Annotated in this window: 11 protein-coding genes; 5 read left to right on the top strand and 6 right to left on the bottom strand. The window is 65.0% G+C overall.

Features of this window, described 5'->3' with window-relative positions:
* Positions 1 to 17: 17 nt before the first annotated feature.
* Positions 18 to 1166 (top strand): bifunctional DNA-binding transcriptional regulator/O6-methylguanine-DNA methyltransferase Ada, encoded by a 1149-nt coding sequence (gene ada, locus J4G32_RS07550; protein ID WP_246504911.1) that lies wholly within the window; start codon positions 18 to 20, stop codon positions 1164 to 1166.
* On the opposite strand, the gene J4G32_RS07545 is transcribed toward ada, so the two are convergent.
* Positions 1097 to 1939, bottom strand: coding sequence for a ChbG/HpnK family deacetylase (locus J4G32_RS07545; RefSeq protein WP_210485589.1), 843 nt, complete (start codon positions 1937 to 1939; stop codon positions 1097 to 1099). The genes ada and J4G32_RS07545 overlap by 70 nt on opposite strands.
* Before the next feature lie 181 nt (positions 1940 to 2120).
* Here J4G32_RS07545 and J4G32_RS07540 point away from each other — a divergent pair, with 181 nt between their 5' ends.
* Both J4G32_RS07540 and murJ read left to right on the top strand, forming a co-directional pair.
* Positions 2121 to 3134, top strand: coding sequence for a glycosyltransferase family 2 protein (locus J4G32_RS07540; RefSeq protein ID WP_210485588.1), 1014 nt, complete (start codon positions 2121 to 2123; stop codon positions 3132 to 3134).
* A gap of 3 nt (positions 3135 to 3137) precedes the next feature.
* On the top strand, positions 3138 to 4664 hold the full coding sequence (murJ, locus tag J4G32_RS07535) for a murein biosynthesis integral membrane protein MurJ (protein ID WP_210485587.1): 1527 nt from the start codon (positions 3138 to 3140) through the stop codon (positions 4662 to 4664).
* Here murJ and J4G32_RS07530 read toward each other — a convergent pair.
* The 3 genes from J4G32_RS07530 to J4G32_RS07520 all read right to left on the bottom strand — a co-directional run bounded on the left by J4G32_RS07530 (position 4661) and on the right by J4G32_RS07520 (position 7078).
* Positions 4661 to 5257 carry a helix-turn-helix domain-containing protein gene (locus J4G32_RS07530; protein ID WP_210485586.1) on the bottom strand — a complete coding sequence of 199 codons (597 nt, stop codon included), beginning with the start codon at positions 5255 to 5257 and terminating at the stop codon, positions 4661 to 4663. The two genes, murJ and J4G32_RS07530, sit on opposite strands and share 4 nt — an antisense overlap.
* Positions 5258 to 5391: 134 nt before the next feature.
* Positions 5392 to 6114 (bottom strand): DUF1194 domain-containing protein, encoded by a 723-nt coding sequence (locus tag J4G32_RS07525; protein ID WP_210485585.1) that lies wholly within the window; start codon positions 6112 to 6114, stop codon positions 5392 to 5394.
* 88 nt (positions 6115 to 6202) lie between these two features.
* Positions 6203 to 7078: a branched-chain amino acid aminotransferase gene (locus J4G32_RS07520; RefSeq protein ID WP_210485584.1), complete on the bottom strand. Its 876-nt coding sequence runs from the start codon at positions 7076 to 7078 to the stop codon at positions 6203 to 6205.
* A gap of 198 nt (positions 7079 to 7276) precedes the next feature.
* On the opposite strand from J4G32_RS07520, the gene J4G32_RS07515 reads away from it, so the two are divergent.
* Positions 7277 to 9673 (top strand): cadherin domain-containing protein, encoded by a 2397-nt coding sequence (locus J4G32_RS07515; protein ID WP_210485583.1) that lies wholly within the window; start codon positions 7277 to 7279, stop codon positions 9671 to 9673.
* Positions 9674 to 9723: 50 nt separating this feature from the next.
* Here J4G32_RS07515 and J4G32_RS07510 read toward each other — a convergent pair whose 3' ends face one another.
* Together J4G32_RS07510 and J4G32_RS07505 are read right to left on the bottom strand one after the other, a co-directional pair.
* Entirely contained in the window at positions 9724 to 11118 is a 1395-nt protein-coding gene (locus tag J4G32_RS07510; RefSeq protein ID WP_210485582.1) for a M20/M25/M40 family metallo-hydrolase, read from the bottom strand.
* A gap of 93 nt (positions 11119 to 11211) precedes the next feature.
* Positions 11212 to 12780, bottom strand: a complete 1569-nt coding sequence (locus tag J4G32_RS07505; protein ID WP_425515503.1) for a helicase HerA-like domain-containing protein — start codon at positions 12778 to 12780, stop codon at positions 11212 to 11214.
* Between the two features lie 129 nt (positions 12781 to 12909).
* Between J4G32_RS07505 and J4G32_RS07500 the strand changes: the two genes are divergently transcribed.
* Entirely contained in the window at positions 12910 to 13290 is a 381-nt protein-coding gene (locus J4G32_RS07500; RefSeq protein ID WP_210485581.1) for a DUF2267 domain-containing protein, read from the top strand.
* The last annotated feature ends 11 nt before the right edge of the window (positions 13291 to 13301 follow it).

Genomic DNA, 13301 nt, shown 5'->3' with positions numbered 1-13301 from the left:
ATGCAAAGGATGGGACCATGAGCGTTCAGGGAACAGACCCGCTGCGCACCGCGATCGAACACGACCCCCGGTGGGCGAGCGTTGCCGCGCGGGACCGGGCGTCGGACGGCGCGTTTGTCTACGCGGTCAAGACCACCGGGATTTATTGCAGACCGTCCTGCCCGTCCCGTCGCGCGGCGCCCGGTAATGTCAGTTTCCACGCAACCGCGCCAGACGCAGAGCTGGCGGGTTTCCGTGCCTGCAAGCGCTGCAGGCCGGAGCGGGCCACGGTGAGCGAGCCGCACGCAGAAGCCATCGCCGAGGCCTGCCGGACCATCGCAGACGCTGAGGAGCAGCCCTCGCTCGCGAGCCTCGCGCGCAATGCCGGGCTGAGCACCTTTCACTTTCACCGGGTCTTCAAGGCCCTCACCGGCGTGACGCCGAAGGACTACGCCACCGCCCACCGGACCGGGCGCGTCAGGGACGAACTGTCCCGCAGCGCGACCGTCACACAGGCCATCTATGGGGCGGGTTTCAACGCGAACAGCCGGTTTTACGAGGCTGCCGACCGGATGCTGGGCATGACACCAAGCGATTTTCGCGCCGGCGGGACGAACACCGAAATCCGCTTCGCCGTGGCCCAGTGCTCCCTCGGGGCGATCCTCGTCGCCTGTAGCCAGAAAGGCGTCTGCGCCATTCTGATGGGTGAGGATCCGGACGGCCTGGTGCGGGATCTTCAGGATCGTTTTCCCCGGGCCGATCTCGTGGGCGGCGATGGAGCGTTCGAGGGCCTGGTCGCCAAGGTGGTGGGCTTTGTGGAAGCGCCCCGGATCGGCCTCGACCTTCCCCTCGACATCCGCGGCACCGCTTTCCAGCAGCGGGTCTGGAAGGCGCTGCTGGATATTCCGGCAGGCACCACGGCGAGCTATGCCGACATCGCCCGCGCCATCGGCCACCCCAAAGCCGTCCGGGGCGTCGCGCAGGCTTGCGCGGCCAATGCGATCGCCGTGGCGATTCCCTGTCACCGGGTCGTCAGGAGCGATGGCGCCCTCTCCGGCTACCGCTGGGGGATCGAGCGCAAGCAGGCGCTGCTCGACCGCGAGAAAGCGGCCTTAAGTCAGAAGCCGGGGGACAGGACGATCCCCCGCTCCCGCAACAGCCGCGCAAAGGCTGGCGAGGCGAGGTAGGCGCGCTCCAGCGGCCTGCTCTCCACCGCCGGATCGAGGCCGCGCAATTCCTCGTCCACGTAGCCCGGATGGCACATGACGACGGGACGCGGGCCGAGGCTCCTGAACGCCTCGGCGAAAATCCGCTCCGGCGGCACCGAGAGATCAAACGGCGCATAGCCGGAGAAGCCGTCATTGGTGGCAAAACCCGCAGCCCCCGCGCGGGCGCGAAACCCGGCAGCCAGGATATCCACAAGCAAGGCTTTCCCCCGACCGACCGACCGGCCGAGGATCGAGCGACCCGAATCGGAGGGGTCGCGCAGCCACAGCTTTTCCTGATAGCCCCGTTCGGTCAGAACACTGAGGAGCGCCAGCCGCACGACCGGCAGCACGTGCACATGCTGGTGTCCGTCCACAAACATCGGCGCGGCCCCATGCACGCTCTCGAACGCCACCACCTGACGGGCGATCTCCGCCCGGATTTCCCCGAGCGACAATCGCCCCGTGAGAGAGCGGGCAAGCAGGTCCCGCAGGGCCGGAAAAGCTCCGCCGGGGGCCAGATTCGGCATGGGGCCGATGGGCGACCCCGTGGTCAGGTTAAGATGGAGGCCGATGCCGATGCGGCCCGTCACCCGCGCGAGATCCGGGGCCGCCCGCCGCCAGCCCGGCATGTTGGTCATCGCGCCGGTGGCCGAAATCCGGCCGGCTTCGGCCAATTCGAGAATTCCCCGGCTGACGCCGTCGGACAATCCGAAATCATCCGCGCAGAGCACGACCTTTCGCGTAGCGGCCATTGGCGATCCCCATTCCTTCCGCTCGCCGACAGGGCCCGGCATCCCGCCCGAATTTGGACGCGGTCATGCATGAAACACAAGCGGCCAACGCCCGGTGCGTCATCGGCACCCGGAAGAACCCGCCCGCAAGGTGGGAAAGTTGCAAGCGGCCTCTTGAGCCCCGGTGAAAACTCGGCTCTCAATGCGCCACCCGCGAGAGGAACATCTTTTGGCGTCGCCTGAACTGAGCGTCATCATCCCCGTCCACAACGAAAGCGCCAATATCGGCCCTCTCTGCGAACGGCTCGTGCCCGTGCTCAACCGCATCACCCCGGTCTGGGAAATCGTCTTTATCGACGATGGCAGCGGCGACGAGACCCTCGCCCTTATCAAGGCGCAAAGCCTGCGTGACCCGCGAATCGGCGCGGTGTCCTTCAGCCGAAATTTTGGCAAGGAGGTGGCGATCGCCGCCGGCCTCGACCATGCCCAGGGCGACGCCGTCGTGATCATGGATGCGGATCTCCAGCATCCACCGGAGATGATCGAGACCTTCGTGGCCAAGTGGCGCGAGGGCTTTCTCATGGTCTACGGCCAGCGCACCGACCGCTCGGACGAGACCCGGGTCAAGCGCGGCTTCGCCCACCTGTTCTACCGCCTGTTCTCGCGGTTCGGCGAAATCAGCCTGCCCGAGGGCGCGGGCGATTTCCGCCTGATCGACCGCAAGGGCGTCGAGGTTCTGCGGACGCTGGGCGAAAAAGCCCGCTTCTCGAAGGGCCTGTACGCCTGGATCGGCTTCCGCAACACCGGCGTGCCATTCGTGGTGGAAGACCGGCTGCACGGTCAAAGCCAGTGGGGCTTCCGCAAGCTGTTCCGCTTCGCTTTCGACGGCATCGCGTCGTTCTCGACCGTGCCGTTGCGGGTCTGGACCTATCTCGGGACGCTGATCTCCATCTGCTCGATCGCCATTGCGATCTACTTCCTGATCCGCACGATGCTGTACGGCACCGATCTGCCGGGCTTTCCCAGCCTCATCGTCTCGCTCACCTTCTTTTCGGGGGTGCAGCTTCTCTCGCTGGGCATCATTGGCGAATATGTCGGCCGGATTTTTGCCGAGGTGAAGCGCCGCCCGCTCTATGTGGTGGCCGAGCGCGTCGGCACGGCGGCCGAAGTCAGCAACGCGCTGGTGCAGGACGATCCTCGGTTACGTCGGGCCTGATCGATGCTGAAGAAGATTCTCTCGGTCGGCGGCTGGACGCTCGTCTCCCGCCTCACCGGTTTCGTGCGCGACGTGATCCTGGCCGCCGTCATGGGCGCGGGTCCGGTCGCGGATGCGTTTCTCGTCGCCTTCCGCATTCCCAACCATTTCCGCGCCATTTTCAGCGAAGGCGCATTCAACAGCGCGTTCCTGCCGACCTACGCGCAGGTGCTCGAGACCGACGGCGAAGCCCGCGCGCGCTCGTTCGCCAGCCGGGTGACCACGTTGATGCTGCTGGTGCAGATGGTGCTGCTTGCCGCAGCCCTGGTGGCCATGCCGTTCGTGGTGACGCTTCTGGCGCCGGGCTTCTGGTCCGACCCGCCGAAATTCGAACTGGCCGTCACGCTGACGCGGATCACCTTTCCGTATCTGCTGTTCGTGACGCTGGTGACGATCCTGTCCGCCATCCTCAACGCCCATGAGCGGTTTGCGGCGGCAGCCGCCGCGCCCGTGCTTCTCAACGTCTCGCTGATCGCGGCGTTGAGCCTCGCGTTTCTGTTTCCCACCGCCGGCCATGCGGCGGCCTGGGGCGTAGCGCTCGCAGGCGTGCTCGAACTGATGCTGGTCTGGGCGGCTGCGCGGCGGCTTAATGCCGTGCCGCAGTTCGAAAAGCCGCGCATGGACAAGGCCATGAGCCGGTTCTTCAAGACCCTCGGACCGGCGGTGATCGGCTCGGCCGGGGTGCAGCTGGCCCTGTTCGCCGATACCATCATCGCGTCCTTCCTGCCCACCGGCGCGGTCTCGTCGCTCTATTATGCGGACCGCATCTACCAGTTGCCGCTCGGCGTCATCGGGATCGCGGCCGGCACCGTCCTTCTGCCGGAAATGAGCCGGCGGATCGCGGCGGGCGATCCCGATGCCGCCCATCGCTCGCAGAACCGCGCCGTGGGCCTGACGCTGGGTCTGGCCGCGCCGTTCGTTGTGGCGTTTCTCACCCTGCCGGACCTCATCATGTCGGCCCTCTTCCAGCGCGGCGCGTTCGATGCGGCTGCTGCCGCGCGGTCGGGGGCGGTTCTGGCGGCTTACGCGATCGGCCTGCCCGCCGCTGTGCTGATCCGTTCCGCAGTCGCCAGTTTCTACGCGCGCTCCGATACGCTCACGCCGCTGATCGCGTCGCTCGCCGCCGTCGCGGTGAATGTGCTGCTGAAAATCCTGCTGATGGACACCTACGGTGTCGTCGGCCTCGCGCTTGCCACGGCGCTGGGCATCTGGGTCAACCTGTCTCTCCTCGTGATCCTCGCCCTGCGGCGAGACTGGATGGCGCCGAGCGCGCAACTCGGCCGCATCGCGGCGGCGGTGGCAGCCGCCACCCTCCTGCTCGCGCTTTTCGCGTGGTTTGCGCCCGTCCCACTCGGCCGCTGGGCGACGAGCCTGCCGCGCTGGCGGAATGAGACCCTGCTGGCGGTGATCGGCCTCGGCGGCGCCGCCATCTACGGTGCGACCCTCGTTGCCGGCCTGAAAGTCGCCGGCGTCAAGCTCGCACGGCGCTAGCTGCGATTCTCCGGGCTTGGCGCGGGTGCATTGGGCCAGCAGACAACGAGGATCTGCGCTTCCTCGGTGCCCGTCGAGAGATAGCAATGGCCGAGACCGCTGTTGAAATACAGCGAGTCGCCCTCGGCAAGATCAACCGTGCGGCCATCCTCGATGAGCACCCTCACCGATCCCTCGAGAACCAGCAGGAATTCCTCGCCCACGTGGCGGATGAAATCATCGAAGGCCTCGAGAACGCGGGCCTTCACGCGGCCCAGCATCGGCACCATCTGCTTGTGGGACACGCCGGCCGCCAGCATCTCGTAGACATAGGTCGGCGTGTCGTAGCGCTCGGCCTGCCCCTTGGGGGTCACGGCCAGGGTGTCCCGTTCGAACGCCCGCGTTTCCGCGGCAAACAACGCCCCCACGTCGAGACCCAGATTCTGGGCCAGGGGCACGAACCTGTCGTAGGTCAGGGACATCTGGCCACGCTCCACCTTTGAGATCGTCGACGTGGCAAGGCCGCTCCGTCTTGCCGTTTCGGCGAGGGTCCAGCCATGCTCCTTACGCAGTTGCTTGAGCCGTCGTCCGAGCGTCAAGCGAGGCGAGGTCATGGCACCCTCCTGGAATTCCGGCCGGCGGTCTTCCTTTCGTTCCAACATCGCTCCAGCGAATAGCATCATGATAACGTATCATGTCGATGTGGCAACTGACGTGTTTTGCAGCGCCTCACACGGCGGCTTCCAGGCTAATGCTGGCGTCCGGCATGTCGAGAAGGGAGCGCGATCCCGGCGATCTCCGTCAGCAGCTTCCGGCGCGCCGCCAGCCCGAAGGGCCGCGTCTCATCCGCGACCTCCACGAATGCTCCCGGGCCGCCGATGACTTCAGCGGCGTAGTAATCTTCCAGCGCCATTCCGCCCGGGCCGCCGGGACGGCCGCCGGGCCGACGGATCGACAGGGCATTGATGGTGAAACCCTTCGCGATGGCCTCTGCACGCACTTGCGCCAGCGGCCGCCCGTTCATGTTCGGGCCGTCGCCCGAGACGTCGATGACTTTCCGGGTCCCCTCATGGGCGTTCGATTCCACCAGCCGGACCGAGAAGTCGATGGCGTTTGAAATGGAGTTGTAGCCGCTCGCACCGCGCGGCGCCGCCACCAGTTTATCGGCAAAGACCCGGGCGCTCGCCTCGTCGCGGATGACATGCCAGTCGACGATCAGCACCTGCGATTGCGGGCCGCCCCACTCCATGAAGGCCACCGCGATGGAGCCCAGCGCGCCGTCCCGGATACCGTCCAGCACGGGCTTGCTCGTCAGGGCATCCGCCCAGCCTTGCCGCTGCAGGCGCAACTCATCGGAATCGATCGAGCCCGAGCCATCCGCCGCGAAAACCAGTTCGAGGTCGACCGGCTCGGCCATGGCGGGCGTCGCCGCCAGTGCGACCGCAAGAACACAAGGCATCCAGAAACGCATCGACGATTCCCTCCCGTGACGGGAGACAATCTAGCGCTCAAAAGGCCCCGGAACGCCGGTTGTCGCGATCACAAAGCCGTTGGGGTCGTCAGGCGGCGAGGCCGGACGGCCGGTCGTGCGCGAAGGCCCAGTACAGCTCGCGCGCCCGCCGGTAGAACCGGCCCGGCTGCAGGTGCCGGTCGTCGATCCGCAAGACCGGCATGACCTTGGAATAGTTGCCCGAGACGAAGACCTCGTCGGCGCCCGCGAAATCCTCGAAGCGCAGGAAGCCCTCGACCACCTCGACCTTGTCGTCGCGCAGCAGCTGGATCACGCGCTGGCGGGTGATGCCGTTGAGAAAGGTGCCGTTGGCCGCCGGCGTGAAGACCACCCCGTCCTTGGCCATGAACACGTTCGAGGTTCCGGTTTCCGCAACGTTCCCGAGAGCATCGCAGACGAGCGCGTTGTCGAAGCCGTTCTGCTTGGCCTCGCGCAGGACCCGGGCGTTGTTGGGGTAGAGGCAGCCCGCCTTGGCATCGGTCGGCATGGTGTCGAGGGTCGGACGGCGGAAGCTGGATTTCATCACCGACAATCCGCCCGGCACCGGCATGGGCGCCTCGTACAGGGTGAGGCAGAACTGGGTCGAGGCCGCATCCGGCACGATGGTGGACATGCCCTCGGCCTCGCCCCAATACATCGGCTTGACGTAGAGCGCGGTTCCGGGCGCGAACTTTGCGGCCCCTTCCCGCACCAGTTCCATGATGCGTCCCGGCTCCATGGTGGGCGCGAGGCCCATCACGCCGGCCGAGCGATTGACCCGCGCGCAATGGCGGTCGAGATCAGGCATCACGCCCTCGAAGACGCGCGCCCCGTCAAACACCGACGATCCCATCCAGGCCGCGTGCGAGCGCGGGCCGATGATGGGCGGATTGCCCTCATGCCAGGCGCCGTCGAACCAGTTCCAAGTCTGGGAATACCAGGCCATGTCGTTCGTTCTCCGCTAGCGGCGCATCGCTCCGCGAGGGAACGGGTGGCCGAAACCGTCAAGGGAAGCCCCCTCGGGATGCAGGCAAAGGCCCCGGGGGCCAAGATCAAAAATGCCCGCTCTCCAGTAATGAGCCACCCGAAGGCTTGCAAGCTAATCGCACTAAAATATAATGCAATGTTATTTCAGGATTGCATCATGGCTGTTTCATCCAATTCATACGACCACAACCGTACGGGAAACGCCTATGTCGACGGCGTGCTCTCAGGGTGGCACTGGGACCGGACCACCCTGAATTATACGTTCCCCCAGACCGCCTCGGCCTACGCGACGGATTACGGCGGCCATTCTGAACCGCTCTTCGGTTTTCAGCCGGTCTCCGCACAGATGCAAAAGGCGACGCGCGAATTTATCCATGGCACGAGCGATGCCGGGACGCCCTGGATGAGGCTGACACCGATCGAAGGTTTCACCAACCTTGTGTTCACCGAGACAACCTCGGGATACGCCGACACCGAAATCATGATTGCCCATTCGACCAAGGGCAATCCGACCGCACATGCCTATTACCCCATCACAGTTCAGGACTTCCGGGCTGGCGACGTCTGGTTCGGCGACAGCGTGGATGTGAACTACCTGCGCCGCAATCCCCTGATCGGAACCTGGGGCTACAAAGCTGCCATGCATGAGTTCGCCCACGCATTGGGGCTGAAGCACGGCGACGCTGTGGACGAGCCCGAAGATGTCGCCTTGCCGCTCGACAAGGATTTCCTCGAATATTCCGTGATGACCACTCATTATGCGCCCGAGGTCGAGCCCAGCTCCCTTGCGGCGACTGAGACCTATCGGTTCCACTATCCGCAGACTTACATGATGCTGGACATTGCGGGGCTGCAGCATCTCTATGGCGCCAACTACACGTTTCGCGCCGCCAACACGGTTTATACTTGGAGCCCGGACACCGGCGAGGCCATCGTCGACGGCGTCGCGCAGGGCCGCCCCGGCGGGGGCGACGTGACGGATGCCAGCGCCAACAAGATTTTAGAGACCATCTGGGACGGCGGCGGGACCGACACCTACGATCTCTCCGCCTACGCGACGAACCTGAAGATCGATCTGAACCCCGGTGCCTATTCGACGTTCAGCGAGCCCCAGCGGACGTGGCTCGGTTCTCTCAACGAAGAGAGCTACACCGCGCGCGGCAATGTCTACAATGCCCTGTTGGCGAACGACGATCCCCGGTCGCTCATCGAGAATGCCGTCGGTGGACGCGGGGATGACACGATCCGCGGAAACCAGGGCATCAACGTGCTGCGCGGCTATGCAGGCCAGGATACGATGGAGGGCCGCGCCGGCAACGACATCTTGGACGGTGGAGACGGCACCGATACGGCGGTTTTTTCCGGCGCTTTCGCGAACTACGTCATGACCCATCAAACCGACGGTACCTTCCTGGTCGCAGATCAGCGAACGGATGGGGACGGCGAAGACAAGCTCGTCAGCGTCAGAGTGGCGAAATTCGCAGATCGGACGATCGTTCTCGGCGGCAACACGGCACCGACCGCCGTCATCCTGTCCAAAAGCAACGTCAACGAGAATGCACCCTTGAACAAGGTGATTGGTGTCCTTTCCGGAGAAGACCCTGAGGGAGATTCACTCACCTACCGGCTCACGTCCAATCCCGGCGATTATTTCAGGATCGACGGCGACAAGCTCGTCCTGGCCAAGAAACTCGACTACGAGGATGCCCATCAGCATGTCATCACCGTCGAAGGGACGGATGTCGGCGGGCTCACCACCACCACCACGTTCACGATTGATGTGGGAGATGTCGTCGAGAGGCCCCCCGCGACCGTCCTCTTGTCGACCGTCAGCATCGCCGAGACCACGCCGGTGGGCGCTGTCGTCGGGAAAGTGTCCGCCTACGATCCGGATGGCGACAAACTCACCTTTCGTGTTGAAGACGATGGCGGCGGAACGTTTTCACTCCAGGGCGACAATCTCGTTCTGGCAAAGCCCCTCGATTACGAATCACGCACATCCTACGGCATCGACATCTCGGCGACGGATCCCGACGGGCTGTTCTGCAAGGCGCATTTCGTCATCGGCGTTGAGGATCGGCTGGAGGCGACCGATCCGGCAAACACGGGCACCCCTCACCCCACGACGACGCCGCGTATTCTGCGCGGGACAAAAGCGAGAGATCACTTGTCTGGTGGCGGCGGCAACGACACGCTCTATGGCGGGCTGAGCAACGATGTCCTGGCCGGTGGCGCAGGCAACGATGTCTTCATCTTCGACAGCCGTCTTGACGGCAAGAAGAACGTCGATCGCATCGTCGATTTCCATGTGCCGTCTGACACGATCAACCTCGCGCGCACCGTCTTCAAGACGGTCGGCAAGGCTGGAACGCTGAAGAAAGACGCCTTCTGGATCGGCGCGAAGGCGCACGACGCATCCGATCGCATTCTCTATGACAGCAAATCAGGCGTGGTTGCCTACGATGCCGACGGCACCGGCGCGAAGGCTGCCGTCAAGTTCGCGGTCGTGAACAAGCATCTCCATCTGACGTCGCACGATTTTCATATCGTGTGAGCGCGCCAGCCGCACCGACGCGCTCCGCATCGGTGCGGCTGCTGACCTGATCAGGAGGCGAGCGCCGCGAGGATGCGCGCCCACGACCTCGTTCCCTTGTGGAAGCTCTTGAGGTCGTATTTCTCGTTCGGCGAGTGAATGCGATCGTCGTCGAGGCTGAAGCCGACGAACAGCGTATCGAGGCCGAGCGTGCGCTTGAAATCGCCGCCGATGGGGATCGAGCCGCCCATGCCGATGACGATTGGATCAACCTTCCACTCGTCATGCAAAGCGGCCTTCGCGGCGATGAGAGCGGGGAAGTCCTGCGGCAGCGATTGCGCGCGCGAGCCCTTGTGGCGGATGAACTCCACCGTGCAATCGGCGGGAATGCGCGCTTCCACGAAAGCCTGGAAATTGTCCGAGATCGCCTGAGGGTCCTGGTCGCCCACGAGGCGGAACGAGATCTTGCAGCGCGCTTCGGCCGCGATCACCGTCTTGGTGCCCTCGCCCGTGTAGCCGCCGATGATGCCGTTGACGTCGCAGGTCGGGCGCGACTGGATCTGCTCGATGAGCATGCGATCCTTCTCGCCGGCCGAGTGCCGCAGCCCGACCTGACCGAGGAACTCCTCCTCCGTCAGGTTGAGCTGCTTCCATTGTTCGAGAACCTGGCTCGGCGTCTCCGGAACGCCGTCGTAGAAATCCTTGATGGTGATGCGGCCGGACTCCTCGTGAATGTCGGCGATGATTTTTGCCAGCACATGGATGGGGTTTCGCGCCGCGCCGCCGAACTGGCCGGAATGCAGATCCCGGTCGGCGCAGCGCACGATCACCTCCTGGTAGACCATGCCGCGCAACGACGAGGTGATGGCAGGCGTCGCGCCATCCCACATGCCCGTATCGCAGACCAAAGCCACATCGGCCTTCAGCTCGTCCTTGTTGGCCTCGACGAATTCCGGCAGGAACTTCGACCCGTCCTCCTCCGCGCCCTCGACGAGGAAGGTGATGCCGATGGGCAGGGAGCCGGTGACGGCCTTCCACGCGCGGCAGGCTTCCACGAAGGTCAGCACCTGCCCCTTGTCGTCCGACGCGCCGCGCGCGCTGATGACCTTGCGGCCGTCCGGCAATGTCGCCATCCGGGGCTCGAAGGGCGGCGTCTCCCATTGGTCCAGCGGGTCGACCGGCTGCACGTCGTAATGCCCGTAGAACAGCACATGGGCCTTCGCGTCGCCCGCCACATGCCCGACGACGGCCGGATGGCCACCGGTCTCGCGGAGCGCCGTCTTGACGCCCATCCCGTTGAGTTCGTCCACCAGCCATTGCCCGGCCCGGCGGCAATCGTCCTGATAGGCCGGGTCGGTCGAGATCGAGGGCATTTTGAGCCACTGGAAAAGGCGGGCGAGCGAGGTGTCGAGATCGGAATCGATCCGCGCGAGAACCTGATCGAGGGCTTGGTCGGAATGGGACATGATGGAAGCGTTACCTGCTGGACTGAAACGAGCGCACAGCTAGCCCCAGGAGCAGCGCTGTCGCAAGAGAGGTTGAGGCGGGTCTGCCGCTGGCTAACGTCGCAGCAATCCGCCGAGGGTGCCCCGGACAATGGCGCGGCCGATGGAGCTGCCCTGGCGACCGCCGATGGATTTGCCGATCTGGGCTGCGAGCGAGCCCACCGTCTGGTTGACGACGGTGCGCGTCACCTCGCGGGTGACACGCTGCGTCACGGTCATGGAACCCTTGCGGGCCGGCCCGCTGCCGAACAGGCCGCCCAGCATATCGAGCAGACCGCCGCTGCCATTGGCTTCCTGCGCGTCGGCTGCGGCCTTCTCGGCGCGCTTGGCCAGCAATTCGTAGGCCGATTCCGAATCGATGCTCTGCTCGTATTTGCCCCGCAGTGGACTGGCCGCGATGATGCGTTGGCGCTCGGCCGCATCGATCGGCCCGACCTGCCCCATGGGCGGCGCGATCAGGGTGCGCTCGACCATGGAGGGCGAGCCCTTGCCCTCGAGGGTCGAGACCAGCGCTTCGCCGACGCCAAGATCGGTGATCGCCTTCTCGGTATCGAAAGCGGGATTCTGCCGGAACGTCTGGGCGGCGACGCGCACCGCCTTCTGTTCGCGCGGCGTATAGGCTCGAAGCGCGTGCTGCACCCGGTTGCCCAGCTGGGCCAGCACGGATTCCGGAACGTCCATCGGGTTCTGGGTGATGAAATAGACGCCGACGCCTTTCGAGCGGATCAACCGGACCACGCGCTCCACCGTTTCCAGCAGCACCTTCGGCGCATCGCTGAACAACAGGTGGGCTTCATCGAAGAAGAACACCAGTTTCGGCTGATCGAGATCGCCCACCTCCGGCAGTTCCTCAAACAGCTCCGACATCAGCCAGAGCAGGAAGGTCGCGTAGAGCCGCGGGTTGTTCATCAGCCGATCGGCCGCCAGGATGTTGATGACACCGCGTCCATCGCGGTCCTTGCGCATCAGATCCTTGATGTCGAGCGCCGGCTCGCCGAGAAACTCCTCGCCCTTCTGGTTTTCGAGCACCAGCAACTGCCGCTGGATGGTGCCGACGGTCGCCTTCGAGACGTTGCCATAGGTCGTGGTGAGATCCTGCGCGTTTTCGGCCACGAGTTGCAGCAGCGCGCGCAGATCCTTGAGATCGAGCAGCAGCAGGCCCTGCTCGTCGGCGATGCGGAACGCGATGTTGAGCACGCCCTCCTGCGTGTCGTTGAGATCGAGCAGGCGCGACAGCAGCAGCGGCCCCATTTCGGAGATGGTCGCGCGGACCCGATGCCCCTGTTCGCCGAACAGGTCCCAGAACTCGACCGGGAACCGGTCCGGCACGTAGTCGATGCCCACTTCCGCGGCGCGCTTGACGAAGGCCTCCTTGCCGGTGCCGGGGGCTGCCACCCCCGACAGGTCGCCCTTGATGTCGGAGGCAAAGACCGGCACCCCCGCATTGGAGAAGCCCTCCGCCAGCACCTGCAGCGACACCGTCTTGCCGGTGCCGGTCGCCCCGGTGATCAGCCCGTGCCGATTGGCGAGCTTCAAGTCGAGCGTTTCGAGCTTCGTGCTTTTGCCGATCAGGATCTTGCCATCCAGCATCTTGCCATCCAGCATCTTGGCGTCTTCGCGCATCGTCGGTCTCCGGTCGTGGCCGCCGACTCTAAGCAATGCCCGCGTCGGATTCTACTCCCGGTCTCACTTGATTTCGGGAGGCCGCACAGCGAACTATCGCCTGAACACGACACGGTTGAGGAGAATCACGTGGAAGAATTGATCGCACGGGTGACAGAGAAGACCGGCCTCGATGCCGAAACGGCCCGCAAGGCGATCGGCATCATTCTCGCCTATCTCCAGAAGGAGGGCCCGGCCGCAGAGGTCAACCAGCTTCTGGCGGCCTTTCCGGGCGCTGCCGACGCCATCGCGCTGGCGGAATCGGGTGGCGGCGGGGGCCTCATGGGCATGATGGGATCGCTCGGCGGCGGCGTCATGGCGCTCGGCAGCAAGCTGATGGGCGCCGGCGTGTCGATGGGCCAGATGCAGCCGCTCGGCCACGAACTGCTCGCCTTCGGCCGCGAAAAGGCCGGCGAGGACGTGATGGGACCCATCGTCGGCTCGATCCCGGGCCTCGCGCAGTTCGTCTGAGCTGAGAAAAA

This window comes from Microvirga antarctica, assembly GCF_017921815.1.
Classification (GTDB): Bacteria; Pseudomonadota; Alphaproteobacteria; order Rhizobiales; family Beijerinckiaceae; genus Microvirga; species Microvirga antarctica.
The sequence above is the reverse complement of the archived record's forward strand: the minus strand, read 5'-3'. Positions and strand labels throughout refer to the sequence as shown.

What these genes read in the sequence shown, in the direction of transcription:
- ada (WP_246504911.1), top strand. Translation starts at nt 18, where the DNA reads ATGAGCGTTCAGGGAACAGACCCGCTGCGCACCGCGATCGAACACGAC.
- J4G32_RS07545 (WP_210485589.1), bottom strand. Translation starts at nt 1,939, where the DNA reads ATGGCCGCTACGCGAAAGGTCGTGCTCTGCGCGGATGATTTCGGATTG.
- J4G32_RS07540 (WP_210485588.1), top strand. Translation starts at nt 2,121, where the DNA reads ATGCGCCACCCGCGAGAGGAACATCTTTTGGCGTCGCCTGAACTGAGC.
- murJ (WP_210485587.1), top strand. Translation starts at nt 3,138, where the DNA reads ATGCTGAAGAAGATTCTCTCGGTCGGCGGCTGGACGCTCGTCTCCCGC.
- J4G32_RS07530 (WP_210485586.1), bottom strand. Translation starts at nt 5,257, where the DNA reads ATGACCTCGCCTCGCTTGACGCTCGGACGACGGCTCAAGCAACTGCGT.
- J4G32_RS07525 (WP_210485585.1), bottom strand. Translation starts at nt 6,114, where the DNA reads ATGCGTTTCTGGATGCCTTGTGTTCTTGCGGTCGCACTGGCGGCGACG.
- J4G32_RS07520 (WP_210485584.1), bottom strand. Translation starts at nt 7,078, where the DNA reads ATGGCCTGGTATTCCCAGACTTGGAACTGGTTCGACGGCGCCTGGCAT.
- J4G32_RS07515 (WP_210485583.1), top strand. Translation starts at nt 7,277, where the DNA reads ATGGCTGTTTCATCCAATTCATACGACCACAACCGTACGGGAAACGCC.
- J4G32_RS07510 (WP_210485582.1), bottom strand. Translation starts at nt 11,118, where the DNA reads ATGTCCCATTCCGACCAAGCCCTCGATCAGGTTCTCGCGCGGATCGAT.
- J4G32_RS07505 (WP_425515503.1), bottom strand. Translation starts at nt 12,780, where the DNA reads ATGCGCGAAGACGCCAAGATGCTGGATGGCAAGATGCTGGATGGCAAG.